Source organism: Rhodococcus artemisiae, from assembly GCF_036327795.1.
In the GTDB taxonomy this organism is placed as follows: Bacteria; Actinomycetota; Actinomycetes; order Mycobacteriales; family Mycobacteriaceae; genus Rhodococcus; species Rhodococcus artemisiae.
Map to the genome: position 1 here is coordinate 128359 of NZ_JAUTXY010000008.1, position 26276 is coordinate 154634.

At 64.1% G+C, this 26276-nt stretch carries 22 protein-coding genes and 4 tRNA genes; all 26 read left to right on the plus strand.

Annotated features, from left to right (window positions below; all coding sequences use genetic code 11):
- Positions 1–37: 37 nt before the first annotated feature.
- Positions 38–120: transfer RNA gene (locus tag Q7514_RS18080), tRNA-Tyr, on the plus strand.
- Positions 121–365: 245 nt separating this feature from the next.
- Positions 366–438 (plus strand) — tRNA-Thr (locus Q7514_RS18085).
- A 45-nt stretch (positions 439–483) separates the two neighbouring features.
- Positions 484–556, plus strand: a tRNA-Met gene (locus Q7514_RS18090).
- Positions 557–617: 61 nt separating this feature from the next.
- The gene (gene rpmG / locus Q7514_RS18095; RefSeq protein ID WP_031937658.1) at positions 618–785 is read left to right on the plus strand and encodes a 50S ribosomal protein L33; all 168 of its coding nucleotides are present in this window, start codon (positions 618–620) and stop codon (positions 783–785) included.
- Between the two features lie 87 nt (positions 786–872).
- On the plus strand, positions 873–1445 hold the full coding sequence (hadA, locus tag Q7514_RS18100; protein ID WP_330134657.1) for a (3R)-hydroxyacyl-ACP dehydratase subunit HadA: 573 nt from the start codon (positions 873–875) through the stop codon (positions 1443–1445).
- On the plus strand, positions 1432–1857 hold the full coding sequence (hadB, locus tag Q7514_RS18105; protein WP_330134658.1) for a (3R)-hydroxyacyl-ACP dehydratase subunit HadB: 426 nt from the start codon (positions 1432–1434) through the stop codon (positions 1855–1857). The genes hadA and hadB overlap by 14 nt, the downstream gene beginning before the upstream one ends.
- Before the next feature lie 178 nt (positions 1858–2035).
- Positions 2036–2108, plus strand: a tRNA-Trp gene (locus Q7514_RS18110).
- Positions 2109–2141: 33 nt separating this feature from the next.
- Entirely contained in the window at positions 2142–2564 is a 423-nt protein-coding gene (secE, locus tag Q7514_RS18115; protein WP_330134659.1) for a preprotein translocase subunit SecE, read from the plus strand.
- Between the two features lie 48 nt (positions 2565–2612).
- On the plus strand, positions 2613–3413 hold the full coding sequence (nusG, locus tag Q7514_RS18120; protein WP_330134660.1) for a transcription termination/antitermination protein NusG: 801 nt from the start codon (positions 2613–2615) through the stop codon (positions 3411–3413).
- A gap of 79 nt (positions 3414–3492) precedes the next feature.
- On the plus strand, positions 3493–3927 hold the full coding sequence (rplK, locus tag Q7514_RS18125; RefSeq protein ID WP_006552290.1) for a 50S ribosomal protein L11: 435 nt from the start codon (positions 3493–3495) through the stop codon (positions 3925–3927).
- 110 nt (positions 3928–4037) lie between these two features.
- Complete coding sequence (gene rplA, locus Q7514_RS18130; RefSeq protein WP_330134661.1) at positions 4038–4751, plus strand: 50S ribosomal protein L1; 714 nt, start codon at positions 4038–4040, stop codon at positions 4749–4751.
- Positions 4752–5166: 415 nt separating this feature from the next.
- Positions 5167–5694 carry a 50S ribosomal protein L10 gene (rplJ, locus tag Q7514_RS18135; protein ID WP_330134662.1) on the plus strand — a complete coding sequence of 176 codons (528 nt, stop codon included), beginning with the start codon at positions 5167–5169 and terminating at the stop codon, positions 5692–5694.
- 126 nt (positions 5695–5820) lie between these two features.
- Positions 5821–6207 carry a 50S ribosomal protein L7/L12 gene (rplL, locus tag Q7514_RS18140; RefSeq protein WP_054713319.1) on the plus strand — a complete coding sequence of 129 codons (387 nt, stop codon included), beginning with the start codon at positions 5821–5823 and terminating at the stop codon, positions 6205–6207.
- 335 nt (positions 6208–6542) lie between these two features.
- Positions 6543–7640 (plus strand): ABC transporter ATP-binding protein, encoded by a 1098-nt coding sequence (locus Q7514_RS18145; protein WP_330134758.1) that lies wholly within the window; start codon positions 6543–6545, stop codon positions 7638–7640.
- 8 nt (positions 7641–7648) lie between these two features.
- Complete coding sequence (locus Q7514_RS18150) at positions 7649–8440, plus strand: MlaE family ABC transporter permease (RefSeq protein WP_132471730.1); 792 nt, start codon at positions 7649–7651, stop codon at positions 8438–8440.
- A gap of 4 nt (positions 8441–8444) precedes the next feature.
- A complete protein-coding gene (locus Q7514_RS18155; protein WP_054713320.1) occupies positions 8445–9305 on the plus strand; it encodes an MlaE family ABC transporter permease in 861 nt (286 codons plus the stop codon).
- Complete coding sequence (locus tag Q7514_RS18160; protein WP_330134663.1) at positions 9302–10672, plus strand: MCE family protein; 1371 nt, start codon at positions 9302–9304, stop codon at positions 10670–10672. Before Q7514_RS18155 ends, Q7514_RS18160 begins: the two co-directional genes overlap by 4 nt.
- On the plus strand, positions 10669–11748 hold the full coding sequence (locus Q7514_RS18165) for an MCE family protein (protein ID WP_330134664.1): 1080 nt from the start codon (positions 10669–10671) through the stop codon (positions 11746–11748). The genes Q7514_RS18160 and Q7514_RS18165 overlap by 4 nt, the downstream gene beginning before the upstream one ends.
- On the plus strand, positions 11745–12743 hold the full coding sequence (locus Q7514_RS18170) for an MCE family protein (RefSeq protein ID WP_132471727.1): 999 nt from the start codon (positions 11745–11747) through the stop codon (positions 12741–12743). The genes Q7514_RS18165 and Q7514_RS18170 overlap by 4 nt, the downstream gene beginning before the upstream one ends.
- The gene (locus tag Q7514_RS18175) at positions 12743–14005 is read left to right on the plus strand and encodes an MCE family protein (protein WP_330134665.1); all 1263 of its coding nucleotides are present in this window, start codon (positions 12743–12745) and stop codon (positions 14003–14005) included. Before Q7514_RS18170 ends, Q7514_RS18175 begins: the two co-directional genes overlap by 1 nt.
- 29 nt (positions 14006–14034) lie before the next feature.
- Entirely contained in the window at positions 14035–15336 is a 1302-nt protein-coding gene (locus Q7514_RS18180; protein ID WP_330134759.1) for an MCE family protein, read from the plus strand.
- Positions 15333–16580: an MlaD family protein gene (locus tag Q7514_RS18185; protein ID WP_330134666.1), complete on the plus strand. Its 1248-nt coding sequence runs from the start codon at positions 15333–15335 to the stop codon at positions 16578–16580. The genes Q7514_RS18180 and Q7514_RS18185 overlap by 4 nt, the downstream gene beginning before the upstream one ends.
- A 47-nt stretch (positions 16581–16627) precedes the next feature.
- A complete protein-coding gene (locus Q7514_RS18190; protein ID WP_330134760.1) occupies positions 16628–17224 on the plus strand; it encodes a hypothetical protein in 597 nt (198 codons plus the stop codon).
- Between the two features lie 73 nt (positions 17225–17297).
- On the plus strand, positions 17298–18197 hold the full coding sequence (locus tag Q7514_RS18195; protein ID WP_330134667.1) for an ICP22 family protein: 900 nt from the start codon (positions 17298–17300) through the stop codon (positions 18195–18197).
- Between the two features lie 361 nt (positions 18198–18558).
- Positions 18559–22065: a DNA-directed RNA polymerase subunit beta gene (gene rpoB, locus Q7514_RS18200; protein WP_330134668.1), complete on the plus strand. Its 3507-nt coding sequence runs from the start codon at positions 18559–18561 to the stop codon at positions 22063–22065.
- Between the two features lie 114 nt (positions 22066–22179).
- Entirely contained in the window at positions 22180–26151 is a 3972-nt protein-coding gene (locus Q7514_RS18205; protein WP_330134669.1) for a DNA-directed RNA polymerase subunit beta', read from the plus strand.
- Positions 26152–26276 lie beyond the last annotated feature (125 nt).

The following is a 26276-nucleotide window of genomic DNA, read 5'->3' on the forward strand; positions in this document are numbered from 1 at the left end:
TTTCAAACGCATCGAGGACGCAATCCCGATCGCACCCGGCAGGTTGCCCGAGCGGCCAATGGGAGCGGACTGTAAATCCGTCGGCTTACGCCTACGTAGGTTCGAATCCTACACCTGCCACACAGAACAGCCCCGGTCTTCGGACCGGGGCTGTTCTGCTTTCCGGGGATTATTTCGTTCGGGTCGCCCCGCCGAGAGGTGCCGGCCTTGCCGGTACGCTCGGGGTCGGTCGCTGAGCGCGGTATCGTACCGCTGGTGCCCTGCAAAGGTGCGTTTTCACGCAACTACCTGCCGATTTTGTACTCACGGCGACTGTGTGTAATCTTTTGGAGGCCGCAGGGAGCAGAGATGCTCACGGTGGCCGCGCCCCCTTAGCTCAGTCGGCAGAGCGTTTCCATGGTAAGGAAAAGGTCGACGGTTCGATTCCGTCAGGGGGCTCGCTGGATTGGAGTGACGCCCTATACTTGCGACACTCGACACCGAGGCGGTGTAGCTCAGTTGGTAGAGCAAACGACTCATAATCGTTGCGTCGCCGGTTCAAGTCCGGTCACCGCTACCGAAGTAGAACGAACCACCCTGATCGGAAGCGATCAGATTCACGCGAAAGAAGGCATCCCGTGGCCTCCTCCACCGACGTTCGGCCGAAGATCACCCTGGCCTGCGAGGTGTGCAAGCACCGCAACTACATCACCAAGAAGAACCGTCGCAACGACCCCGACCGCCTCGAGCTGAAGAAGTTCTGCCCGAACTGCGGCACCCACCAGGCACATCGCGAGTCGAAGTAGTCTGTTCGGGATCGACGTCGACGCGTGAGCTCTCCGCAGTGCCGCCCACGCCGTTAGGCGTTGAGCGGAATTGCGGAGGTTTTGCGTATGACAGACATTCTCATGAATGAGCAACCCGTGGACGTGACCGAACGGGCCGGGATCCCGTTCGATGCCGCGGCTCACGCCGCGTCCATGGTCGGACACCACTACCGTGTCGACGATTTCTACGAGGTCGGCCGAGAGAAGGTCCGTGAATACGCCCGGGCTGTGCTCGACTCCCACCCCGCGCATCACAACGAAGAAGCAGCCAAAGGTCTCGGGTACGACGGCCTGATTGCGCCGCTGACCTTCGTATCGATCGTCGGGATGATCGCGCAGCGCAAGCTGTTCGAGGAGATCGTCACCGGATACGACCTCAGCCAGATCATGCAGACCGATCAGCGGCTGGTTTTCCACCGGCCGATCCAGGTCGGCGATCGGTTGTTCTGCGACGTGTTCCTCGACGACTTCCGCCAGGTGGCCGGCAGCGACATCATCACCACCAAGAACGTCATCACGGATCAGTACGACAATCTTGTTCTGACCACGTGGACCACGCTCGTCGGTCGCACGGGCGGTGAGGTCGACGCGAACATCGCGGAGGCCGTCAAGGATGTGATGATGCATGACGCTCCGTAGTTTCGATGATGTGGCTGTGGGTGAGGAACTTCCCTCACGGGTCGTGACGCTCACGCGTGGAAACCTGGTCAACTACGCCGGTGTGTCGGGTGATCCCAACCCGATCCACTGGAGCGACAAGGTTGCCGAACTCGCCGGTTTGCGCAACGTGGTCGGACACGGCATGCTCTCCATGGGCATCGCCGCCGGCTTCGTCACCGACTGGCTCGGCGATCCGGGTGCTGTGAACGAATACAACGTCCGCTTCACGAGCCCGGTGTTCGTGGAGGCCGACAAGGCCGCCGCACTCGAGTTCACCGGCAAGGTCAAGTCGGTGGACCCGGACAGCAAGACAGCAGTGGTCGCGATCGTGGCGAAGTCCGAAGGACGTAAGATCTTCGGACGGGCCACGGCAACGGTCCGCCTGGCCTGAGGGTCGAGCGGATTGGGTGGTCCCGGGGCAATGAAGTACACTAGGGCTTCTGGGATCGCATAGCGCAGCGCGCTGCTCTTCGGTACTTGGATGTACCGGTGGAGTGGCGCGCGTGTCATGTGATCGCAGATCGGCCGATCGGCGAGGTGTCGAGGATTCGACGCCGATGATCGGCCAAAGGGGCGTAGCTCAATTGGCAGAGCAGCGGTCTCCAAAACCGCAGGTTGCAGGTTCAAGTCCTGTCGCCCCTGCACCCGGACTGCCCAGCGACCGAGAGGAACGATGTGAGCGAGGAGCGCGGTAGGCGCGACGGCGACACCGGAGAGTTTGCACCCGGTGACGCTGGAACGGAAACCGGCGCAACCCCCGACGCTTCCTCTTCGGTTTCGCGTCCGAGTGGTAAGCGCGCAGTTCGCCGATCCGGCGCAGCGCAGACATCTCCCTCTGTAGAGGAGGGCTCGCGTGGACGCCGGTCCGCGGTCGAATCGACCGACCGGCCCGCTCAGCAGAAGTCCGAGAACATCTTCAAGCGCCTGCGTCGATTCTTCCGCGAGGTCATCGCGGAACTTCGCAAGGTGATCTGGCCGAATCGCAAGCAGCTGACGACCTACACACTCGTCGTCATTGCATTCGTGACCGTCATGACTGCGCTCATCTTCGGATTGGATCTGGCGTTCGCGCAGGGCGTCAACTGGTTGTTCGGCTAGCGCGTACGCGCGCCGGCAAATTGTGATCGACGAGAGGAAAGTGCCCCGGTGAGCACCCCCGAGAACGACTCCTACGAGCCCTCGGCCGACGAGCGCGTTTCGGACGAGGTCGTTGTCGACGAGCGCGTCTCGGACGAGATCGCTGTCGACCAGGAGGTCGTCGACGACCCCGCGACCGAAGAGTCGGTGGAGGCGGGCGTTCCTGCCGAAGCCGAGCCCGCCGACGATGTCGATCCTGCGGAAGCGCTCGAGAAGCAGCTGCGTCTCGAACCGGGCGACTGGTACGTGATTCATTCGTACGCCGGCTACGAGAACAAGGTGAAGGCGAACCTCGAGACCCGCGTGCAGAACCTCGACCTGAGCGAGTACATCTTCCAGGTCGAGGTGCCCACCGAAGAGGTCACCGAGATCAAGAACGGTCAGCGTAAGCAGGTCAACCGCAAGGTGCTGCCCGGCTACATCCTGGTGCGCATGGAGCTGAACGACGAATCGTGGGGCGCGGTGCGCAACACGCCCGGTGTCACGGGATTCGTCGGTGCCACGTCTCGACCGTCGCCGCTGACGATCAAGGAGGTCGTGAAGTTCCTCCTTCCGCAGCAGGCGAAGAAGAAGCCCGCCGCAGGTACACCCGCGGCAGGCGAGCAGGCGCCCGCAGCCACCAGCAAGCCGGCCATCGAGGTCGACTTCGAGGTCGGCGAGTCGGTCACCGTCATGGATGGTCCGTTCGCCACGCTTCCCGCATCGATCAGCGAGGTCAACGCCGAGCAGCAGAAGCTCAAGGTCCTGGTGTCGATCTTCGGTCGTGAGACCCCCGTGGAGCTGTCCTTCACTCAGGTCTCGAAGCTCTGATCCGCTGATCGTTTCGACACACGAAAGCTTGCAGTAGGAATACGCAAGAACCACACCGAGCAAGAAACTAGGAATAGAGATGCCCCCCAAGAAGAAGAAGATCGCCGGGCTCATCAAGCTCCAGATCCAGGCCGGCCAGGCCAACCCGGCTCCGCCGGTCGGCCCCGCGCTGGGTCAGCACGGCGTCAACATCATGGAGTTCTGCAAGGCCTACAACGCGGCGACCGAGTCGCAGCGCGGCAATGTAGTGCCGGTCGAGATCACGGTCTACGAAGATCGCTCGTTCGATTTCAAGCTGAAGACTCCTCCGGCCGCCAAGCTGCTGCTCAAGGCTGCTGGTGTGCAGAAGGGCTCCGGCGAGCCGCACAAGACCAAGGTCGCCAAGGTGACGATGGATCAGGTGCGTGAGATCGCGAAGACCAAGCAGGAAGACCTCAACGCGAACGACATCGAGGCCGCCGCGAAGATCATCGCGGGCACGGCACGCTCGATGGGCATCACCGTCGAGGGCTGACCCTGGCGGCGTCGCCCGCCGCGTCGACGCAGCAAGCAAGCGTGGGAGGGCCGGCCAGGCCCGCACCACTCCCGAACCATTCACCTATCGGTGAGAAGTTAGGAAACAACATGGCAAAGCGCAGCAAGGCTTACCTCGCCGCCGCCGAGAAGATCGACCCGGACAACCTCTACAGCCCGCTCGAAGCAGCGAAGCTGGTCGAGGAGACGACGTCCAAGAACTACGACGCCACGGTCGAGGTCGCGATGCGCCTCGGTGTGGACCCGCGCAAGGCGGACCAGATGGTCCGCGGCACGGTGAACCTGCCGCATGGCACGGGTAAGACCGCCCGCGTGGTCGTCTTCGCTGTCGGCGAGAAGGCCGCAGAGGCCGAGGCTGCCGGCGCGGATGTCGTCGGTGCCGAGGACCTGATCGAGCGGATCCAGGGTGGATGGACGGACTTCGACGCCGCTATCGCGACCCCGGATCAGATGGCCAAGGTCGGCCGCATCGCGCGTGTTCTGGGCCCGCGCGGTCTCATGCCGAACCCGAAGACCGGAACCGTCACCCCGGACGTTGCGAAGGCTGTGACGGACATCAAGGGCGGCAAGATCAACTTCCGCGTGGACAAGAACTCGAACCTGCACTTCGTGATCGGCAAGGCGTCGTTCGGCGAGACCAAGCTGGTCGAGAACTACGCTGCTGCCCTCGACGAGGTGCTTCGTGCGAAGCCGTCGAGCGCGAAGGGGCGCTACATCAAGAAGGTCACGATCGCGACGACCACCGGACCGGGCATCCCGGTGGATCCGGCGCGTACGCGTAACCTCCTCGAGGTCGCCGAATAAGCTGCGATCGTTCTACGAACGCATCGAACGCATCGAACGGTCGGCACGGATTCCTCCGTGCCGACCGTTTTGCATTCCGGCGGTTCCATCCGCTAGTCTGTACCACGTAGTTCGGCATTGTGTCGATCTTCACCCCGATCATGTTCTACCCAAGACCGTTGGTCACCTTTTCCGCGTGCGGAATCGGTTGAAGGTCCGGATTTGTCCGGCGGCCCACGCAGGAGGACGAGGTTAGGGGAGATGCGAGAGAATTGCATCGAGTCTTCGAACTCGAGCCGGATTCACCGCCTTCTCCTTATATGCCCCGTGTGCCCTGCGCCGGGGCGTTCGTCGTTTCTCGGCCCAACGCCTGTCGCAGGTGGGACGTCCCGTTCGGGACGTCGGGAAAACGACTGAAACTGAGAGGAGGCGAAGTATGGCAAAGCCCGAGAAGGTCTCCGCAGTTGAGGAGATCACCGAGCAGTTCAAGACCTCGACGGCCGCTGTGGTCACGGAATACCGTGGCCTGTCGGTGGGAAATCTGACCGAGCTGCGTCGCGCGCTCGGAGAGGGTGCGACCTACTCCGTCGCCAAGAACACCCTGGTCAAGCGTGCCGCCGCTGAGGCGGGCGTCGAGGGTCTCGACGATCTGTTCGTCGGTCCGACCGCCATCGCGTTCGTCAAGGGCGAGCCGGTGGACGCTGCGAAGGCTCTCAAGGCCTTCGCGAAGGACAACAAGGCACTCGTCATCAAGGGCGGGTACATGGACGGCGACGTGCTGTCCGTGGACCAGGTCAACAAGATCGCGGACCTCGAGTCCCGCGAGGTTCTGTTGGCCAAGCTCGCCGGCGCGATGAAGGGCAACTTGGCAAAGGCCGCGGGCCTGTTCAATGCTCCCGCTTCCCAGGTGGCTCGCCTCGCGGCCGCCCTGCAGGAGAAGAAGGCGGCAGAAGAAGCCGCCTGACGCTGATCCGCATCACCGCGAATCTGCATCACCGCGAAAACAGATACATCCACGCGTGCTCCGGCATGCACACTCCCAACCGGTCGCGGATCAGCGACATGGGACTTATGAGGAAGGACCGCCACCATGGCGAAGCTCACCACCGAAGAGCTGCTCGACGCTTTCAAGGAACTGACCCTGCTCGAGCTCTCGGAGTTCGTGAAGGCGTTCGAGGAGACCTTCGAGGTCACCGCTGCTGCTCCGGTTGCCGTTGCTGCTGCGGGCGCTCCGGCCGCTGCTGCTGAGGCCGAGGCCGAGCAGGACGAGTTCGACGTCGTCCTCGAAGGTGCCGGCGAGAAGAAGATCCAGGTCATCAAGGTCGTGCGCGAGCTCGTCTCCGGCCTGGGCCTGAAGGAAGCCAAGGACCTCGTCGAGGGTGCTCCGAAGCCGATCCTCGAGAAGGTCGCCAAGGATGCTGCCGACGCTGCCAAGGCCAAGCTCGAAGAGGCCGGCGCCAAGGTCACCGTCAAGTAGGACAGCTCTTCCCACTCGCGCGGGAGTCACTCCCGCGTAGGGGCGTAAGCGCGAAGCCGCCCCCACGGATGTCGAATCCGTGGGGGCGGCTTTCGTCGTTCGTGCCGAATCTGTTTCCGATTCGGAATCGCCAGCGTGTTCCGGCACATCCGGGGAGCTTTCCGAATACCGTACTCACTGTGCATCTGTGCAGGTCATGGCATAAGTCCCCCTATGCGAGAGGCATTGATTTGCCAACTTACTCGTTAGTAGTATTCACTGTCACAGGTAACACTTCGATGCGATAGAGTGGCCCAACCCACAGGGGTGGATGGCGTCGAAACAGTGTGGAGGTAATCGTGGGCGTAGAGGTTTCTGTCGAGGGATTGACCAAGTCCTTCGGCTCGCAACGGATCTGGCAGGACGTGTCGCTGACGCTTCCGGCAGGTGAGGTCAGTGCGCTGCTCGGTCCGTCCGGCACGGGTAAGTCGGTGTTCCTCAAGTCGCTGATCGGTCTGCTGAGGCCCGAGCAGGGCTCGATCATCATCGACGGCACCGACATCCTGCAGTGCTCGAGCAAGGATCTGTACGAGATCCGGAAGCTGTTCGGCGTGCTGTTCCAGGACGGTGCTCTGTTCGGGTCGATGAACCTGTACGACAACGTGGCCTTCCCGCTGCGCGAACACACCAAGAAGTCCGAGTCGGATATCCGCAAGATCGTGATGAGCAAGCTCGAGTTGGTCGGTTTGCTCGGTGCCGAGGACAAGCTTCCCGGTGAGATCTCCGGTGGTATGCGCAAGCGTGCCGGACTGGCGCGTGCGCTGGTTCTCGATCCGGAGATCATCCTTGTGGACGAGCCGGACTCGGGTCTCGATCCAGTGCGTACGACGTACATCTCGCAGACTTTGATCGATATCAATGCCGAGATCGACGCGACGATTCTGATCGTGTCGCACAACATCAATCTTGCTCGTACGGTGCCGGACAACATCGGAATGTTGTTCCGCCGGCAGTTGGTGATGTTCGGTCCGCGCGAGGTGCTGCTCACCTCGGATGAGCCGGTGGTCAAGCAGTTCCTCAACGGCACGATGATCGGTCCGATCGGTATGTCGGAGGAGAAGGACGAGGCGCAGATGGCTCACGAGCAGGCGCTCGTTGATGCCGGACACCACGCCGGTGGTGTCGAGGATGTGGAGGGCATCGTTCCGCAGATGCAGGCGACGCCGGGTATGCCATTGCGTCAGGCGGTGGGGCGGCGCCAGGATCGCGTCCGTCAGATCCTGCACACGCTCCCGCCGGCAGCCCAGGCCGCGATCGTCGAATCGCTCGAGGGGGAGGGCTCGGCGTCGGCCTACCCCGAGCACGAGTACCGCCACGACAACCGCGACGACGACACCCAGGTGATTCCCGCGTACTCGCCCGAAGGATACGACCAGCCTCACGGCCTTAAGTAGGAGAATAGATGGGGGGAAGTACCTCGCTCGTGCGCCCCGTGCACGGCGCGCTCACCCAAGCCGGAAACATCTTCGAGCTGTTCGTCGACGTCGTCCGCAACACCTTCCGACGTCCCTTCCAGTTCAGGGAATTCATCGAACAGGCCTGGTTCATCGCCAGTGTCACGATCCTGCCCACCGCGCTGGTGGCGATCCCGTTCGGTGCTGTCGTGTCGCTGCAGACCGGGTCGCTGATCAAGCAGCTCGGCGCGGAATCGTTCACCGGTGCAGCGAGTGTGCTCGCAGTGATCCAGCAGGGCAGTCCGATCGTGACCGCGTTGCTGATCGCGGGTGCGGCGGGTTCGGCGGTCACGGCCGATCTCGGATCTCGCACCATCCGCGAGGAGATCGACGCGATGAAAGTGCTGGGTATCGACCCGATTCAGCGCCTGGTGGTGCCGCGTGTGCTCGCGATGGTGCTGGTGGCCCTGCTTCTGAACGGACTGGTTTCGGTCGTCGGTATCGCGGGCGGGTACTTCTTCAACGTCATCCTCCAGGACGGAACCCCTGGCGCGTACCTCGCGTCCTTCTCCGCCCTGGCGCAGCTTCCCGACCTCTACGTGGCGGAGCTCAAAGCCGCAGTCTTCGGCGTCATCGCCGGCGTTGTGGCGTCGTACAAGGGACTGAACCCGGGGCCCGGGCCGAAGGGCGTCGGTGAAGCGGTGAACCAGACCGTCGTCATCACGTTCCTGCTGCTGTTCTTTGCAAACCTGATCCTGACGATGGTGTATCTGCAGGTCGTTCCGGCGAAGGGGTCCTGAACCGATGACAATCGCCAAGGGTCGCGGGGATCTCGTTCTGATCCGTGGCCGGAGAGTGCTGCGTGCACCACTGAACATGCTCGACCGCGCGGGCGAGCAGATGTCGTTCTACGCGCGGGCCGTCGGGTGGATTCCGCGGACGATCACGCACTACCGCAAGGAAGTGCTTCGGCTCCTCGCCGAGGTCACCTTCGGCAGCGGTGCCCTGGCCGTGATCGGCGGCACCATCGGCGTCATTGCGATGATGTCCGGGTTCACCGGCGTCGTCGTGGGCCTGCAGGGGTATGCGGCTCTCGAACAGCTCGGATCGTCGGTGCTCACCGGCTTCCTGTCGGCCTACGTCAACACTCGTGAGCTCGCACCGATCGTCGCGGCACTCGCATTGTCGGCGACCGTGGGCTGTGGTTTCACGGCCCAGCTCGGTGCGATGCGGATCAGCGAGGAGATCGATGCCCTCGAGGTGATGGCCGTCCCGTCGATGCCGTTCCTCGTGACCACCCGGATGATCGCCGGCTTCGTCGCGGTCATTCCCCTCTACATCGTCGGCCTGCTCGCCGCGTATCTCATGACACGGGTGATCAGCACCCTGTTCAACGGGCAGTCGCCGGGATCGTACGACCACTATTTCAACTTGTTCCTCCCACCGGAGGACGTGCTCTATTCGTTCGCGAAAGTGCTGGTATTCGCGTTCGTACTGATCCTCATCCACTGCTACTACGGATTCCACGCGAGCGGCGGACCCGCGGGCGTCGGTGTGGCCGTCGGGCGTGCGGTCCGGACCGCGATCGTCACCATCGCGGTGCTCGACTTCTTCCTGAGTCTTGCGATCTGGGGTACGAGCACGACGGTGAGGGTGGCCGGATGAGCGACACATCGACTTTGCGGCGGCGCACGCTCGGTCTGGTCTTCTTCCTCGTTCTCGCATTGTTCGTAGGTGGCACCATCGCGATCTACAACAAGACCTTCACGAAGGTCGTCGAGGTCGAACTGCTCACCGACAGCGTCGGCAACGCACTGCCCAAGAACGCCGACGTCAAGGTGCGCGGTGTGATCGTGGGGGAGGTGCGGTCGACGAGCGTCTCGGGCGGCCAGGTCTCCGCGCACCTCGCGATCGACCCGGACCAGGCCGATCTCATCCCGGCCGACGCAACGGGTCAGCTCCTGCCGAAGACGCTCTTCGGTGAGCGGTACGTGTCGCTGATCATCCCCGACGACCCCGGCCGTTCGCTGCAGGCCGGTGACGTCCTCGTGCAGGACACCAGCGAGAAGACCGCCGAGCTCGGCGAGGTGCTCGACGGCCTGCTCCCGCTGCTGCAGGCGATTCCACCGCAGGACCTCGCGAACACCCTCGGTGCACTCGCCCAGGGACTCAGTGGTCGAGGTGAGACCCTGGGCCGGACAGTCGACAACCTCGAGCGGATTTTCCGAGAGGTCAACGTGGAACTACCGACTCTGCAGGAAGACCTGCGCGGACTCGCCGATTTCACTCAGACCTACTCCGAGGCGGCTCCGGATCTCATCAACGCACTCGACAACCTCCGGACCACCGGCACGACCATCGTCGAGGAGCAGAACCAGATCCAGACCCTGCTGGCCAGCGCGACCAGTGCATCCGCGTCGACCGCAGATTTCCTGCAGACCAACGCGAACTCCCTGATCAGCATCGCCGCAGATTCCAAGGAAGCATTGCAGTTGCTCGCTCGGTACTCGCCGTCGTTCCAGTGCACGTTCCGGGGTTTCGCCGAAGCCAAGCCCGCCGCGGTGGAACTGCTCGCCGCCGACGACCCGTTCCCCGCCGCGCGCGCGAACATCCAGTTCACCAACCCCAAGGGGCGCTACCTGCCGAATCAGGACGAACCGCGTCTGCTCGACACCCGCGGTCCCGCCTGCTACGACCAGGTGACCGAGCCGGGCAGGCATTTCCCGCAGTACCCAGGTGGTTCGATCAACGATGGTTCCTACCAGGTGCCCTCCCGTAACCGGGGCCCCGAATCGATCCCGATGTTCCCTGCTCCTGAAGGCTCGGGCGTGCCCGACGACGTGAGCGCCATCATCGGACTTTCCGGGTCCGACTCCGCGACCCCGGTCTCGTACGAAGGCTCGCGTGCCGAGCAGGACACCCTCGACGTGATCTACGGCCAGGCCACCGGAATTGCACCGCAGGACGTCCCGGCGTGGACGACACGGCTGGGTGCCCCCGCACTTCGTGGCACGGAGGTGAGCTTCCAGTGAGAGGTCTCGCTGCACCACTGATCAAACTGATCGTGTTCGCCGTGGTCACCATCCTCGCGACCGGTGTACTCGCTGCCACCATCGCGAGCGTCGGAGGACGAGGAGGAACGAAGTTCCACGCCGTGTTCTCCGACGTGACCTCACTCAACGAGGGCGACGACGTGCGCATCGCCGGCGTCAAGGTCGGGCAGGTCGACGACATCGCGATCGTCAACGAACGCGAGGCCCGCGTGACGTTCTCGGTCGATCAGCGCGACTGGCTTCCTGCGACATCGACTGCAGCCCTGCGTTTCCGCAATCTGGTCGGTCAGCGCTACATCGCGCTGGGACAGGGGGAGGGAGACCAGGGTCTGCGCATGACGGAAGGGGAGACCATCCCCATCGAACGGACGAGGCCGGCCGTCAACCTCACAACGCTGTTCGACGGATTCCGCCCGCTGTTCCAGACGCTCAGCGCCGACGACGTCAACAAGCTGTCGTTCCAGATCATCCAGGTTTTCCAAGGCGAAACGGGAACGATCGACGATCTCGTGCGCAGCACTGCAAGCCTGACGAACACGATCGCCGACAAGGACGCGGTGATCGGTGCTGTCATCGACAACCTGAACACCGTCCTCACCACGATCGACGAGCGCGACGAACAACTCGACTCGCTGCTGGTGAACACCCAGGCGCTCGTCAGTGGTCTCGCCGCGGATCGCGACACGGTGGGTTCGTCGGTGCAGTCCCTCGCGGGCCTGACCGATGCGGTGGCGGACGTGCTGGAGCCGACCCGCTCGTCGGTCACCCAGTCGATCACCGCGCTGGACGAGCTGACCGGCAATCTCAACGCGAACAGCGGTGAGGTGAACGATGTGCTCGCCAACCTGCCCGTCAAACTCGAGAAACTCGGCCGTGTCGCCAGCTACGGGTCGTGGTTCCAGTTCTACCTGTGCGGTATCGACATCATCGCCGGGCCCGGCTCGGTGCCCTACCTGAACCTCCCCACAGGGCTACCCACCGTGAACCAGCCCATCTATACGAATGCGGCGCAGCGATGCACGCAGGAGGGGATGCAGGAGTTGCAGGGACGATGAGTAAACGCCGCAGTCCGGCAGCCGCCGGTGCCCTGGGCATCGTCGTGATTCTGCTGGCGACACTGTCCGCATTCTTCCTCGATTCGCTGCCGATCATCGGTGCCGGGGCGACGTACAAGGCCGAGTTCAGCGAGGCTGCAGGGCTCAAGCCCACCAACGAGGTCCGCATCGCCGGCGTCAAGGTCGGCACCGTCAGCGCCGTCGAACTCGAAGGTGATCGCGTCGTCGTGTCCTTCCGGGTTCAGGACGCGTGGGTCGGCGACAACACCTCGGCCTCGATCCAGATCAAGACGATCCTGGGACAGAAGTACCTCGCGCTGAACCCGAGTGGCGCCGAGGTCCTCGACCCGGACGACCGGATTCCGCTGGACCGCACGGTCTCGCCGTACGATGTGATCGAGGCGTTCTCGTCTGCGGCCACGACGCTCGGCGACATCGACTCCGACCAGCTCGCAACGAGTTTCGAGACCCTGGCAAGCGCGTTCTCCGAGACCCCCGACGACATCCGCGCGTCACTAGACGGCGTGAGCAGGTTGTCGGAGACGATCGCGAGCCGCGACAAGGAACTCAAGCGGCTCCTCGAAGCAACGGGCAACGTGTCGCAGATCCTTGCCGACCGGAACACCGAGTTCAATCGTCTCCTCAGCGACGGAGCTCTGCTGATCACCGAGCTCAACAACCGTCAGCAGGCCATCTCACAGCTGCTCGACGGGACGAAGCGGCTCTCGACCGAGCTCTCGGCGCTGGTGGTCGAGAACCAGGAACAGATCGGTCCTGCCCTCGAGAACCTGCGGGGGGTCGTACAGATCCTGCAGGACAACAACGACAACCTCGACAGGGCCATGAAGCTGTATGAGCCGTTCGTGCGTCTGTATGCCAACGTCGTCGGCAACGGGCGCTGGTTCGACCAGGTGGTCGTGAATCTCACGCCGCCGGGTCTGCCCGAGATTCCGGGATACCGCGAGCCGGGTCGCACCCTGGGAGAGGGGAACTGATGGCACACGCAGAAAACGCCGATTCCCCGAAACAGGGCGGTCGCGGGCGCATTGCGCTCATTGCTCTCGCAGTGGCTGCGGCGCTCGTGGTCGTAGGCGCGTTGTGGTGGGTGTTCACCCGTGCCGGAACGACGACGGTCACTGCATATTTCGACAAGGCCGTCGGCATCTACGAAGGATCCGACGTCCGGGTTCTCGGTGTCCAGGTCGGCAGCGTCACCTCGGTCGAACCTCAGGGAGAGCTCGTCAAGGTCGACCTACGCGTCGATCGCGGGGTGGACATCCCGGCAGACGCCAGGGCAGTGCAGATCACGCCTTCCGTGGTCGCCGACCGTTATGTTCAGCTCACCCCCGCATACTCCGGTGGCGAGACGATGGGCGACGGCGCCGTCATCGATCTCGAACGCACGGCTACTCCCGTCGAGGTCGACGAACTGTATGCGAGCATCGACGAACTGGCCCGGGCACTCGGGCCGGAGGGCGCGAACGCCAACGGTGCGCTGACCGATTTCGTGGAGGTCGGAGCCGAGAACCTCGAAGGCAACGGTGCGGCTCTCGGCCAGAGCATCGACGAGTTGTCCGCTGCCGCACGCACGCTCAACGAATCGCGCGGTGACCTCTTCGGAACCATAGAGAACCTGCAGATCTTCGTGAGTGCACTCGCGGCCAACGATCAGCAGGTACGGCAGTTCAACACTCAGCTCGCCGACTTGTCCGGCTTCCTCGCCGGGGAACGCCAGAACCTCGGTGAAGCCCTCGAGCAGCTCTCCCTGACCCTCGGGGACGTCACCACGTTCGTGCGCGACAACCAGGACGCGGTCAAGGACAACGTCGACGCCTTGGTTCCTGTCACGGAGAACCTGGCGAACAATCGTCAGTCCCTCGTGGATTCCCTGACGCTGCTGCCGCTCGCAGTGAGCAACCTCGTCAACTCGTACGACGCGGAATCGGGCTCGTTGTCGTCGCGCCTGGTCCTGCCGGATCTGGAGGATCCCGCCGCGGTCCTCTGCAAGCTCATCGACGTGGGCCAGCTGATGCCCGGCGATCCCGAATTCGAAGCGCTGGGACGGCAGATGCAGCCTGTGATCGACCGCTGCGGCGACATCATGGGACAGATCACCGAGGACACCAGGTCACCGGATCTGATCCTGCCGTTCGGGATCATGAGCGGTGAGAACATCCAGCGGCAGGTCGTCCCGGGCACGGTACCGGGAGTCGTGTCGCCGCGGCTGGACGTGAGCGGAGAGGGAGGCGGCCAGTGAGGCGCACGGTGGCTCATGGACGGACGAGCCTGCCGCGTTCGGCGCTCGTCGGTGTGGGGGCATGTGTCGTCGCGGTGACGATCTCGGGTTGCGGTGGCATCTATGATGTTCCGCTGCCCGGCGGCGCCGATCTCGGCGACGATCCGATCCGCGTCAGCATCGAATTCGACGATGTCCTCGATCTGGTGCCGCAGTCGACCGTCAAGGTCGACGGCGTGCCGATGGGCCGCGTCCAATCGATCAACGTGGCGGGGGAGGGGTGGACCGCTGACGTCGAGATCGTCCTCAACTCGGCGGCGGACCTGCCCGCCAACACGTTCGCTGTCGTCGAGCAGAGCAGTCTGCTGGGCGAGAAGTTCGTGCAGCTCGCGCCGCCGTCGGACGAGCCTGCGACGGGCGAACTCGTGGACGGCGCCACCATTCCCCTCGAACGGACACGGCACGCGACGGAGATCGAACCGGTGCTCGGAGCCCTGTCGTTGCTGCTCAACGGTGGCGGTGTCGGTCAGCTCGCCCCGGTGATCGAAGAGTTGTCGACGGCATTCGACGGTCGCGAGGGCACCACGCGCAGCCTCATCGAGGAGGCCGAATCCCTCATCACCGGACTCGATCAGCAACGAGAGGACATCACCCGCGCGATCGATGGACTCGACGCGCTGTCCGAACGGGTCGCAGCTCAGAACGATCAGGTCGCCGCGATCCTCGACGACCTTCCGGTGGCGACAGAGGTGCTCGAGCAACAGCGACCGGAGCTCACACAACTCCTGGTGCAGCTCGATCGGCTGGGAACGGTCGGCACGGATATTCTCGATCAGTCCAAGGACGATCTCATCGCCGACCTGCTCGCGCTGCGTCCGACTCTTCAGGCGCTCGCGGCGTCGGGAGATGATCTCGTGCAGTCCCTGGCGTTCGTCCCGACGGTGCCGTTCCCGGACAGCGTCGAGGACATCATCGTCGGCGGATCCATGAACCTGTTCCTCATCGTCGACCTGCAGATCGGCGACGCGCTCGCCTCGCTCGGTGTGGGACAGGGAGAGCCTGTGTACCGGCAGCCGAAGTTCGGAAATCCGAAGCCTGTCGTCGACCCGTCCAATCCGTACTACGACGGAAACGGACCGCACGTGGGGTGGCCGACGGTGTCGTTGCTACCGGTCCTGCCCGCTCCGACGTTCCCCGATCTCCTGACCCTTCCCGAAGGTGTCGCGCTGCCCGAGGGCATCGAAATTCCCGGCATCGGTGAGGCCGGCTCACAGCGTGCGCCCGCACCGCCCCCGCCGCCCGATCCGCTGGAGGGTCTGATGGATCAGCTCGGAATCGGGGGTGGCCGATGAGATCGCGGCTGGTGAGGATTCAGCTCGTGGCATTCGTCGTCATCGCGCTGCTCGGCGTGGTGTACGTCGGCGCCCGCTACGTCCGGCTGGACAATCTCATGGGCTTCGGCCAATACACCGTCAACGCCCGATTCCCCAGTTCGGGTGGTGTATTCAAGAATGCGGAAGTCACCTACCGAGGTGTCCCTGTCGGCCGGGTGGGCACCCTCTCGCTGACCAGCGACGGCATCGACGTCGAACTGAAACTCGATGACGGCGCGCCGAAGATTCCTGCGTCGGCTCGGGCCGTGGTCGCGAACCGATCGGCGATCGGCGAGCAGTACGTCGATCTGCGGCCACCCACCGACGAAGGTCCGTACCTCGTCGACGGTTCGGTGATCGAATCGACGGCCGACGACCTTCCGGTGCCCGTCGAAGACCTGCTGGTGAGCACCAACGAACTGACACGGTCGATTCCGACGGATGCGCTGCACACGGTGGTCACCGAACTCGGCGATGCCTTCGACGGCCGCGGCGACGAACTGCAGGTACTCGTCGATTCGCTCGCACAGCTCAGTGACTCGGGTGTCGAATACCTGCCGCAGACCGTCACGTTGATCCGCGACAGCCGGACCGTGCTCGACACCCAGTCCGAGCAGTCGTCCGCGATCATGCAATTCAGCTCCGATCTCGACCTCATCACCGCGCAACTGCGCGACAGCGACCCCGACATCCGCCGGCTCATCGAGACCGGAACCTCCGCGAGCGATGAGCTGAACCGGCTGATCGCCGATTCGGGTCCGGGACTGACTGCGAACCTGACCAACCTCGCCGCGCTCGGCGAGACCCTCGCACCTCAGGCGATTGCACTGCAACCGCTGCTGGCGTTCCTTCCTGCTGTGGCGGCCAGCGCCGGAACCGTCGCCCCGGGCGACGGTACGGTGAGGCAGGGCATCGTGCTGGAGACGAACAACCCGCCGTCGTGCACGCTCGGATACGAGGGAACCCACGAGATCATCGAGCAGATGCGTGCGGAGAACCCGAACTTCGATGATCACGCGCAGGACTTCCCGTTCAACACGGAGGCTTCGTGTGAGGCGCCGCAAGGAAGCGTGACCGGCGTGCGCAGCGCGAACCGGATCGTGTTCGCCGATCCTGCGACGATCCAGCCGTGGGATTTCACGCCGAAGAAGGACCCCGACAAGCTCAATCTGAATCCGGTGGCGACGCAGTTGGCGCCGCTTCTCGGAGTCACCCCGAAGTGAGCAGTGAGTAGGTTATTGGAGTGAGAGCAAGAACCGTCGCCCTGTCGATCGTGAGCGCATTGGCGGTGGTCGCCCTCGTGGCCGTCGCGTGGTTCGGATTCGGCTGGGCGAAGGCACTGATCGTCGATCGCTCGGTGGCCGACACGCGCGATGCCGCGTTGGCCGGCGCGTTCCAGGCGGCGATCAACCTCAACAGTGTCGATGCGCAGAATGTCGATTCCTCCCTCGACAACATGCGCTCCTCGATCACCGGTGATGCGTTGCGCAACGATCTCGCCGCGACCGAGCAACAGATCCGCGACCAGGTCGCCGCGACCGGCACCAGCATGTCGGCGGAGGTGCTCTTCGGATCGTTGACCGAACTGAACACCGATGACGATCAGGCGAAAGCGCTCGTCGTGCTCGCGGTACGCACGACCACCCCCGAGTACTTCACCGTCAACAAGGTCTCGCTGAACGCCTCGATGGCGAAGGACGGCGACGTCTGGAAAGCGGTGACGATCGAGCCGCTCGGGTCGGTCGGGATGGAGGAGGGCCTGGTCCCGGGTGCACAGCCGGCGCCGGAAGGTGATGCGCCTGCCGAAGCTGTGCCCGTCGAACCTGGGCCCGCAGAATCTGTACCAGAGGGTGTTGCGACACCGTGACCTGCAACAACTTTTCGATCAGCAGTGACGGCTCGAACAGCAGCAGTAGCGAGCCGACGAAGGAGAACGTCTAGTGCCACCGCAGCGCCGCAACCCCGGGCCGCCGCGCCGTCGACCGAAGATCGCCGGCGGATCCCGTCGGACCGAGTCGACCACCGGTCCGGTCACACCGAGCCCGGTTTCTCCGAGTAGTGAGTCCGATCAGGTCGATCAGGGCGACGCGGTCGGTGCGCCCGGCCCGGCAGCCGAGGGCTCTGACAGTGCGGTCGACTCCGGTCGGTCGGGAGGCGTCGACGAGAACGCCGAGCCGGTCGAGAGGGCGGAGCCGGTCGCGAACGAGAAGGCCGAGCCCCCTGCGACGGCCGCGCCGGAGGAGAAGTCCGAGGCCGAATCGGCCGATCCTGAAGCGACATCCGTCCCGGGACCGGGCGAGCCCTCGCTCCGGACCGACCTGCCCTCCCAAGCCGTTGAGGTGACAAGATCGGGATCGAGTTGGATGCCGGTACTCGCGGTGGCAGTGGTCGCCGTGGTGCTGGGTGCGCTCGCGGTAGTAGCGGCCCTTCGACCCGGAGCGTCGGACAGCAATATCGCGTGGGTCGACCAGGGAGCGACCGTTGCGGTGACCGACGCTGCCACGCACGCGATCGAGGCGATGCACGGGTACAACTTCGAGACGATCGACGAGGATTTCGCCGAGATCCGCGAACTGCTCACAGACGAACGCCGCGCGGAATTCGACTCGACCGCGCAGGTCACCAAGGACGCCGCAGTACAGACCCGTACCGTGACGGAAGTGAATGTGGCGCATATCGGCGCACGGATGATCGATGAGTCCCACGCCGAGGTCGCTGCGTACATCAACGTCAGCGCGACCGGTGACGGAGTGGCGCAGGGAAGTGCGGCGGCGCCGTTGCTGGTGCGGATGGAGAAGGCGGATGGCCGCTGGCTGGTCTCGGAGATCCGTGATCAGTAGGCCTGTCGTGCCAGGCCGGTGGTCGCGTTGCGGGTGTGACACCGGGGACCGATGACTCTTGACGAGAACGGCGGGAGACGTCACTCTATCGGTACGCCTGTGCGATACCGACTCCGTGACGTCGCCTCGAGGTTTCTTTGAGGCACCCCTGTGGACATTTTCGTGTGTTCGGTGTAAGTTGGTTCTTTGCGCTGGCTGCCTCCTGTCCACACCTCGACCTGTGAGCCCGTGAATCGTTCGTCGAGAGCGACTTCATCGGATTCTTCGGTGGGGTTTCAGTTCGGGTTGCGACCAGCCGAAACGCCCCACATGAAGAAGCAGGTACAGCGGCGGTCGCACCGGTTGGAGCGACCCGCGTGAGGTGCTGGAAGGACGCATCTTGGCAGTCTCTAGCCAGACCAAGGCAGTTGCCGGAATCCCCGGAGCCCCGAAGAGGGTTTCGTTCGCGAAAATTCGCGAACCACTCGAAGTTCCCGGGCTCCTCGATCTACAGACAGATTCCTTCGAATGGTTGATCGGGTCGGAGCGCTGGCGCGCGAAGGCTGCTGATCGCGGTGACGGCAGCGTCGCCGGTGGTCTCGAAGAGATCCTCGCCGAGCTTTCGCCGATCGAGGACTTCTCGGGCTCGATGTCCCTCTCCTTCTCCGACCCGCGCTTCGACGAGGTCAAGGCCTCCGTCGAGGAGTGCAAGGACAAGGACATGACGTACGCGGCTCCGCTGTTCGTCACCGCCGAGTTCATCAACAACAACACCGGCGAGATCAAGAGCCAGACGGTCTTCATGGGTGACTTCCCGATGATGACCGGCAAGGGCACCTTCATCATCAACGGCACCGAGCGTGTCGTCGTGTCGCAGCTCGTGCGTTCGCCCGGTGTGTACTTCGACAAGTCCGTCGACAAGAGCACCGAGAAGGACCTGCACAGCGTCAAGGTCATCCCCGGTCGCGGTGCATGGCTCGAGTTCGACGTCGACAAGCGCGACACCGTCGGTGTGCGCATCGACCGCAAGCGCCGTCAGCCCGTTACCGTGCTGCTCAAGGCGCTCGGTTGGTCCACCGAACAGATCGTGGAGCGCTTCGGCTTCTCCGAGATCATGATGTCCACGCTCGAGAAGGACAACACCGCCGGGACCGACGAGGCGCTCCTCGACATCTACCGCAAGCTTCGTCCGGGCGAGCCGCCGACGAAGGAGAGCGCACAGACGCTCCTCGAGAACCTCTTCTTCAAGGACAAGCGCTACGACTTGGCGCGCGTGGGTCGTTACAAGATCAACAAGAAGCTGGGGCTGAACACCGGCCAGCCGATCGAAGCGTCGACCCTCACCGAGGAAGACATCGTCGCGACCATCGAATACCTCGTGCGTCTGCACGCGGGCGAGAATTGGATGACCGCTCCGGAGGGCGTCGAGGTTCCGGTCGAGGTCGACGACATCGACCACTTCGGCAACCGCCGCCTGCGCACCGTCGGCGAGCTCATTCAGAACCAGATCCGCGTGGGCCTGTCCCGCATGGAGCGCGTCGTTCGTGAGCGCATGACGACTCAGGACGTCGAGGCGATCACGCCGCAGACCCTGATCAACATCCGTCCGGTCGTGGCCGCGATCAAGGAGTTCTTCGGAACTTCGCAGCTGTCGCAGTTCATGGACCAGAACAACCCGCTGTCGGGTCTGACGCACAAGCGTCGCCTTTCGGCACTCGGCCCCGGCGGTCTGTCGCGTGAGCGTGCCGGCCTCGAGGTCCGTGACGTTCACCCGTCGCACTACGGCCGCATGTGCCCGATCGAGACCCCTGAAGGCCCGAACATCGGCCTGATCGGTTCGCTGTCGGTGTACGCGCGGGTCAACCCGTTCGGTTTCATCGAGACCCCGTACCGCCGGGTCGTCGACGGTGTCGTCACCGACCAGGTCGACTACCTCACGGCAGACGAAGAAGACCGCTTCCTCATCGCGCAGGCGAACTCGCCGATCGCAGCGGACAACACGTTCGCCGAGGATCGCGTGCTCGTCCGTAAGAAGGGCGCGGAGATCGAGTACGTCGGCGCCGACGCCGTCGAGTACATGGACGTCTCGCCGCGCCAGATGGTGTCCGTCGCGACGGCCATGATCCCGTTCCTCGAGCACGACGACGCCAACCGTGCCCTCATGGGCGCAAACATGCAGCGTCAGGCTGTACCGCTGATCCGCAGCGAGGCTCCGGTCGTCGGTACCGGCATGGAGCTGCGTGCAGCAGTGGACGCCGGCGACGTCATCGTCACCGAGAAGCCCGGTGTGGTCGAGGAGGTGTCGGCCGACTTCATCACGGTGATGGCCGACGACGGCACCCGCCGAACCTACCGTCTGCGCAAGTTCGACCGGTCGAACCAGGGCACCTGCTCGAACCAGCGCCCGATCATCGACGAGGGTCAGCGTGTCGAGGCCGGCCAGGTTCTGGCCGACGGCCCCTGCACCGAGAACGGTGAGATGGCGCTGGGCAAGAACTTGCTCCTCGCGATCATGCCGTGGGAAGGCCACAACTACGAGGACGCGATCATCCTGTCGCAGCGCCTCGTGGAAGAGGACGTCCTGACCTCGATCCACATCGAGGAGCACGAGATCGATGCCCGCGACACCAAGCTCGGTGCCGAGGAGATCACTCGCGATATCCCGAACGTCTCCGACGAGGTCCTGGCAGACCTCGACGAGCGAGGCATCGTTCGTATCGGTGCCGAGGTCCGCGACGGCGACATCCTGGTCGGCAAGGTCACTCCCAAGGGCGAGACCGAGCTCACCCCGGAGGAGCGGCTCCTCCGAGCGATCTTCGGTGAGAAGGCTCGCGAGGTCCGCGACACGTCGCTCAAGGTTCCTCACGGCGAGACCGGCAAGGTCATCGGGGTCCGCGTGTTCTCCCGCGAGGACGACGACGATCTGCCTCCGGGCGTCAACGAGCTCGTCCGCGTGTACGTGGCGCAGAAGCGCAAGATCCAGGACGGCGACAAGCTCGCCGGCCGCCACGGCAACAAGGGCGTCATCGGCAAGATCCTCCCGCAGGAGGACATGCCGTTCCTGCCCGACGGCACGCCCATCGACATCATCCTGAACACGCACGGTGTTCCGCGTCGTATGAACATCGGCCAGATCCTCGAGACTCACCTCGGCTGGATCGGCAAGGCCGGTTGGAACGTGCAGATCGCCGATGACGGGTCGCGCCCCGACTGGGCACAGAACCTGCCCGAGGAGATGCTCGCTGCCGAGTCCGACTCGAACATCGCAACGCCGGTGTTCGACGGTGCTCGCGAAGAGGAGCTCACGGGTCTGCTGTCGTCGACGCTGCCGAACCGCGACGGCGAGGTCATGGTCGGCCCCGACGGCAAGGCGACGCTGTTCGACGGTCGTTCGGGCGAGCCGTTCCCGTACCCGGTGGCGGTCGGCTACATGTACATCATCAAGCTGCACCACTTGGTCGACGACAAGATCCACGCGCGTTCGACGGGTCCGTACTCGATGATCACGCAGCAGCCTCTCGGTGGTAAGGCCCAGTTCGGTGGTCAGCGCTTCGGTGAGATGGAGTGCTGGGCCATGCAGGCCTACGGTGCCGCATACACGCTGCAGGAGCTGCTCACCATCAAGTCCGACGACGTCGTGGGTCGCGTGAAGGTGTACGAGGCGATCGTCAAGGGTGAGAACATCCCCGAGCCCGGCATCCCGGAGTCGTTCAAGGTGCTCCTGAAGGAACTCCAGTCCCTCTGCCTCAACGTGGAGGTGCTGTCCAGCGACGGCGCTGCAATTGCAATGGCAGACAGCGACGACGAGGACCTGGAGCGGGCAGCAGCCAATCTGGGCATCAACCTTTCCCGCAACGAGTCGGCCACGGTCGACGACCTCGCGAACTAGGAGCCGAACCGATGCGGTACGCCACCGAGTACACCGGGCGCGTACCGCATCGGGCCCCGGCAGCGATAGCGACAACTAGCAGCAACAAAGCCCGCACAGGGGAAAGGAAGTTACGTGCTCGACGTCAACTTCTTCGATGAACTCCGGATCGGTCTGGCCACTGCGGCCGACATCCGTAATTGGTCGTACGGCGAGGTCAAGAAGCCGGAGACCATCAACTACCGCACACTCAAGCCCGAGAAGGACGGCCTCTTCTGCGAGAAGATCTTCGGCCCCACGCGGGACTGGGAGTGCTACTGCGGCAAGTACAAGCGTGTCCGCTTCAAGGGCATCATCTGCGAGCGCTGCGGCGTCGAGGTGACCCGCGCCAAGGTGCGCCGCGAGCGGATGGGCCACATCGAACTGGCCGCGCCCGTCACACACATCTGGTACTTCAAGGGCGTGCCGAGCCGTCTCGGCTACCTGCTCGACCTCGCTCCGAAGGATCTCGAGAAGATCATCTACTTCGCTGCGTACGTCATCACGTCGGTCGACGACGAGCTCCGTCACAACGAGCTGTCGACGCTCGAGGCCGAGATGGAGGTCGAGAAGAAGGGTGTCGCCGATCAGCGCGACGCCGACCTCGAGGCCCGCGCGCAGAAGCTCGAAGCCGACCTGGCCGAGCTCGAGGCCGAAGGCGCGAAGTCGGATGTCCGCCGCAAGGTCAAGGACGGCGGCGAGCGCGAGATGCGTCAGCTGCGCGACCGCGCTCAGCGTGAGCTCGATCGTCTCGACGAGATCTGGACGACCTTCACGAAGCTCGCTCCCAAGCAGCTGATCGTCGACGAGCTGATCTACCGCGAGTTGCAGGACCGTTACGGTGAGTACTTCACCGGCGCGATGGGTGCAGAGGCGATCCAGAAGCTCATCGAGACCTTCGACATCGACGCCGAGGCCGAGCTGCTGCGCGAGATCATCCGCAGCGGCAAGGGACAGAAGAAGCTCCGCGCGCTCAAGCGTCTCAAGGTCGTGGCGGCGTTCGCGCAGTCCGGCAACTCGCCGATGGGCATGGTCCTCGACGCTGTTCCGGTGATCCCGCCGGAGCTGCGTCCGATGGTGCAGCTCGACGGTGGCCGCTTCGCGACCTCCGATCTCAACGACCTGTACCGCCGTGTCATCAACCGGAACAACCGCCTCAAGCGGCTGATCGACCTCGGTGCTCCCGAGATCATCGTCAACAACGAGAAGCGGATGCTCCAGGAGTCCGTCGACGCGTTGTTCGACAACGGTCGTCGCGGCCGGCCGGTGACGGGTCCGGGCAACCGCCCACTCAAGTCGCTGTCCGACCTGCTCAAGGGCAAGCAGGGTCGTTTCCGTCAGAACCTGCTCGGTAAGCGCGTCGACTACTCGGGCCGTTCGGTCATCGTCGTCGGCCCGCAGCTCAAGCTGCACCAGTGCGGTCTGCCGAAGCTCATGGCTCTCGAGCTGTTCAAGCCGTTCGTGATGAAGCGTCTCGTGGACCTGAACCACGCGCAGAACATCAAGTCGGCCAAGCGCATGGTCGAGCGTCAGCGCCCGCAGGTGTGGGACGTCCTCGAAGAGGTCATCAACGAGCACCCGGTGCTGCTGAACCGTGCACCTACGCTGCACCGTCTCGGCATCCAGGCGTTCGAGCCGCAGCTCGTCGAGGGTAAGGCCATCCAGCTGCACCCGCTCGTGTGTGAGGCCTTCAACGCCGACTTCGACGGTGACCAGATGGCCGTTCACCTGCCGCTGTCGGCAGAGGCTCAGGCCGAGGCACGCATCCTGATGCTGTCGTCGAACAACATCCTGTCGCCGGCATCGGGCCGTCCGCTCGCTATGCCGCGTCTGGACATGGTGACGGGTCTGTACCACTTGACCCGCCTCGTCGAGGACGCGGTGGGTGCGTACAAGCCTGCCTCGGCCGACGAGCCGGAGCAGGGTGTGTACTCGTCGCCGTCCGAGGCCATCATGGCCGTCGACCGCGGTGTGCTCTCGGTGCAGGCCCCCATCCGGGTGCGGCTGTCCCAGCAGCGTCCGCCGCGCGAGATCGAGAACGAGCTGTTCCCAGAAGGCTGGCGCTACGGCGAGGAGTGGCTCGCCGAGACCACCCTCGGTCGCGTGATGTTCAACGAGCTGCTGCCCGTGAACTACGGCTTCGTCAACGACATCATGCCGAAGAAGCGTCAGGCCGGGATCATCAACGATCTCGCCGAGCGCTACCCGATGATCGTCGTCGCACAGACCGTCGACAAGCTCAAGGACGCAGGCTTCTACTGGGCCACGCGTTCGGGTGTCACCATCGCGATGTCGGACGTTCTGGTTCCGCCGGAGAAGAAGGAGATCCTCGAGCGTTACGAGGGTCAGGCCGACTCGATCCAGCGGCAGTACGACCGAGGCAAGCTGTCCGAGGACGAGCGTCGCGATTCGCTCGTCAAGCTGTGGCAGGAAGCGACCGAAGAGGTCGGCCAGGTCATGGAGGCGCACTACCCGGACGACAACCCGATCCCGACGATCGTGAAGTCCGGCGCTGCGGGCAACATGACCCAGATCCGCTCGCTGGCGGGTATGAAGGGCCTGGTGACGAACCCGAAGGGCGAGTTCATTCCTCGCCCGATCAAGTCCTCGTTCCGTGAGGGCCTGACCGTCGCCGAGTACTTCATCAACACTCACGGTGCGCGTAAGGGTCTGGCCGATACCGCTCTGCGTACCGCCGACTCGGGTTACCTGACCCGTCGTCTGGTGGACGTCTCGCAGGACGTCATCGTCCGCGAGGTCGACTGTGGCACGCCGCGTGGCATCGAGATGGTCATCGCCGAACCCGAGCGCGACGCACAGGGCAACGAGACCGGCAAGCTGGTTCGCGACGCTCATATCGAGACGAGCACGTACGCCCGCACGCTGGCGACGGACGCAATCGACGCCGCCGGCAACGTCGTCGTCGAGCGCGGCTCCGACCTCGGCGATCCCGCGATCGAGGCCCTCCTCGAGGCCGGTATCCAGAAGGTCAAGGTCCGCTCGGTCCTCACCTGCGACACCGGCACCGGTGTCTGCGCGACCTGCTACGGCCGATCGATGGCGACGGGCAAGCTCGTCGACATCGGCGAGGCCGTCGGTATCGTCGCCGCTCAGTCGATCGGTGAGCCCGGTACGCAGCTGACGATGCGTACGTTCCACCAGGGTGGTGTCGGTGAGGACATCACCGGCGGTCTCCCGCGTGTCCAGGAGCTGTTCGAGGCCCGCGTCCCGAAGGGCAAGGCTCCGATCGCCGACGTCTCCGGACGTATCCGCCTCGAGGACGACGATCGTTTCTACAAGATCACGATCATCCCCGACGACGGTGGCGAAGAGGTCGTCTACGACAAGCTGTCGAAGCGTCAGCGTCTGCACGTGATCCGCAAGGCCGACGGCACCGAGGGTGTCCTGGGCGACGGCGACCACGTGGATGTCGGTCAGCAGCTCCTCGAAGGTGCTGCCGATCCGCACGAGGTGCTGCGCGTGATGGGTCCCCGCCAGGTTCAGATCCACTTGGTCCACGAGGTCCAGGAGGTCTACCGGAGTCAGGGCGTGTCGATTCACGACAAGCACATCGAGACGATCGTGCGTCAGATGCTGCGTCGCGTGACGATCATCGATTCGGGCTCGACGGAGTTCCTGCCCGGTTCGCTCGTCGAGCGCAGCGAGTTCGAGGCTGCCAACCGTCGTGTGGTCCAGGAAGGTGGCGAGCCGGCCGCCGGTCGCCCCGTCCTCATGGGCATCACGAAGGCATCGCTGGCCACCGACTCGTGGCTGTCGGCGGCCTCGTTCCAGGAGACCACTCGCGTGCTGACCGATGCGGCCATCAACTGCCGCTCGGACAAGCTGATCGGTCTCAAGGAGAACGTGATCATCGGCAAGCTGATCCCGGCCGGTACCGGCATCAACAAGTACCGGAACATCCAGGTTCAGCCGACCGAGGAGGCTCGTGCTGCCGCATACGCCATCCCGGCGTACGACGATCAGTACTACTCGCCGGACGGCTTCGGCCAGAACACCGGTGCTGCAGTGCCTCTGGATGACTACGGTTACTCCAACGACTACCGGTAGCTCGCTGCCGTAGTCACAAAGGTCCCGCCCTCTCTCTTCAGGGCGGGACCTTTGTGGTTTCCGAGGTATGTCGTAGGGAAGTGCCGCTCAGCGCGCTGTCGTGAATGCGCCGCTCAGCGCGCTGT